We start from the raw sequence: 2,556 nt of genomic DNA, 5'->3' as shown, positions 1-2,556 counted from the left end.
CACCGTCGGCCCGGTCCAGCCCACCGACGCGTGGGCGGCCACCCCGGCGGGCTTGTCGACGACCACGACGTCGTCGTCGGAGTACAGGATCGTCATGGCCTCGATTTCGGCGCCGGTGTTCTCCGGAGGTAACGGGGGTTCCGGCAACCTCACCTGCAGCCAGGCGCCCGAGACCAGCCGATCCGATTTACCCGCACGAGCCCCGTCCAGCTCGACATCGCCGCCCTCGGTCAGCGCCGCGGCGGCGGTCCGCGACAGGCCCAGCAGGCGTGCCAGCCCGGCATCCACTCGCATGCCTGCCAGCCCTTCCGGGATCGGCATCGAACGGTTGGTGGTCACCGGAAGTGTCAGCCCGACTCTTCGCCGGGGCGCCGCCGGCCGACGGTGTCGAAGTCGAAGCCGAACACCGACAGCGCGACCAGCAGGATCGCACCACCCACCACCGACGGGTCGGCGATGTTGAACACCGGCCACCAGCCGATCGACAGGAAGTCCACCACATGCCCCCGCAGCGGGCCGGGCGCCCGGAAGAACCGGTCCACCAGGTTGCCCATCGCGCCGCCGAGGATCATGCCCAGACCGACCGCCCACCAGGGCGACACCAGACGGCGTCCCATCCAGATGATGCCGAGCACCACACCGCTGGCGATCACCGTCAGCACCCAGGTGTAGCTGGTGGCCATCGAGAATGCGGCGCCGGAGTTGCGCACCAGCGTCCATGTCACGGTGTCGCCGATGATCGAGACCGGCTGGCCGGGGGTCAAGATCTTGACGGCGAGCACTTTGGTGGCGATGTCGGCTGCCAGCACGACCGCAGCGACCGCCAGCAACAGGCCCAGCCGCCGCGGCGGGGTGGGCACGTCGGCGGCCTGGACGGCGTCCGGGTCCACCGTCGGCTCGGTCGAGCCCATCGGCTGTTCGGTCACGCAACCCATCATCCCCTAGAGCGGCGTGCGGCATGATCGCGGCATGATCGCAGGCATGACCAGCCTTACCGTCATCACCACCGGCGGGACCATCGCCACCTGTGTCGACGACGACGGGGTCCGGCGGCCGACCCGCAGCGGCGCAGACCTGGTCGCGGGGATGGGCCGGGACGCGACAGTCCAAGTCGTCGATCTGATGGCACTGGACAGCTCGGAGTTGACCCCGGCCGACTGGGAGCGAATCCGCGCCGCGGTGCAGAAAGCGGTGGACGACGGTGCCGACGGGGTGGTCGTCACGCACGGCACCGACACGTGCGAGGAGACCGCACTCTGGCTGGAGCTGACCTACGGCGGCGACGTTCCCGTGGTGCTCACCGGGGCGCAGCGCGGCGCGGACGCACCCGACGCCGACGGGCCGGGCAACCTACGCGACGCGCTGACCCTCGCCGGCAGCCCGGCCGCCCGCGACCTCGGGGTGCTGGTGTGTTTCGCCGGTCGGGTGCTGGCCCCGCTGGGCCTGCAGAAAGTCGCCAGCCGGGATCTCACCGGGTTCGCCGGGGAGGTCATGGGCACCGTTGCCGACGGCCGGGTCGCCCTGACCGGCCGAAAAGTGCGGCCTTATCTGGGTGAGCCGGCTGCCACGCCGCGAGTGGATATCGTCGCAGTGTATGCGGGTGCGGACACGGTCGCCCTGGACGCCTGCGTGGCTGCGGGTGCACGCGGCGTGGTGCTGGAGGCGCCGGGTTCGGGCAACGCCGGGGCAGCCGTGATCGACGGGGTGCGGCGGCACCGCCGCGGCGGGCTGGTTATCGCCGTGTCCAGCCGGGTGCCCGGTGCGCGGGTCAGCCCGGACTACGGCCCAGGCCGCGCGCTGGTGGACGCGGGCGCTATTGCAGTGCCGCGACTGCGACCCGCGCAGGCGCGGGTGCTGGTGATGGCCGCACTGGCCGCGCGGCTACCGGTCGGTGAGGTCATCGACCGCTGGGGCTGAATGCTCCACTGCCAGAAGGGCAGGGGTCGGTTGCGTTCGGCGGTGTGGGCGTCGCGCGTCTGGTCCAAACGACGGTGCCGTCGGACAGCTGTCGATCCTGCGACCCCCAGAACGTTTTGAGCACATGATGGCGACGGCAAACGCATTTCAGGTTGGCTACTAGTCGGGTTGCCGCTGCCGACCATACAGACCCGTGCCATTCCTGCGACGGTAGTCGCGCCCGCGTGGGACGCCGCCGAGGCTCGTGCCGTCCTTTCGGTTGTGGGCACCGCTTTGCGGTAATCGCCGATATCCGGGGTTCGCGCGTTACTCTGCTGCTTTAGCGGAGCCGAGTCCTGCGGGAGAAAGGCGGAGAGGCGATTGACGTCGAGTGGGGTAAATGACGCCGGACCATCCTCTGACAAGGGCACGGAACCGAGCAGGCAAACGAGCCGGAGAAAGGGCGGAGAGAAGCACCGGTCTATCGGCGGTGGATGGGCTCCGCCGGAAATGACACGCAAGCGCCGCCGGCTGTTGCCGTGGCCCCGCTTCCGGTTCGGTATTCAGTCCAAGATCTTGGTGGCGCTGCTGCTGTCGAGCATCCTGGGGGTGTCGGTGGTCGGTTTCATCGGGGCTCTCTCCGGCCGCAGCGCCTTGCGG

2 protein-coding genes and 1 pseudogene are annotated in these 2,556 nt (G+C 70.0%); 1 reads left to right on the top strand and 2 read right to left on the bottom strand.

The features are described 5' to 3' along the window. Nucleotides 1–321 (bottom strand): annotated as a pseudogene (locus AC2VON_RS14395) (RluA family pseudouridine synthase); the annotation flags it as partial. A 26-nt stretch (nucleotides 322–347) separates the two neighbouring features. Continuing rightward, on the bottom strand, nucleotides 348–935 hold the full coding sequence (lspA, locus tag AC2VON_RS14390) for a signal peptidase II (protein WP_486953549.1): 588 nt from the start codon (nucleotides 933–935) through the stop codon (nucleotides 348–350). A gap of 46 nt (nucleotides 936–981) precedes the next feature. Here lspA and AC2VON_RS14385 point away from each other — a divergent pair, with 46 nt between their 5' ends. Beyond that, complete coding sequence (locus AC2VON_RS14385) at nucleotides 982–1,917, top strand: asparaginase (protein WP_486953548.1); 936 nt, start codon at nucleotides 982–984, stop codon at nucleotides 1,915–1,917. Nucleotides 1,918–2,556: the final 639 nt, after the last annotated feature.

It is taken from the genome of Mycobacterium sp. TH-M82 (assembly GCF_057473605.1).
The sequence above is the reverse complement of the archived record's forward strand: the minus strand, read 5'-3'. Positions and strand labels throughout refer to the sequence as shown.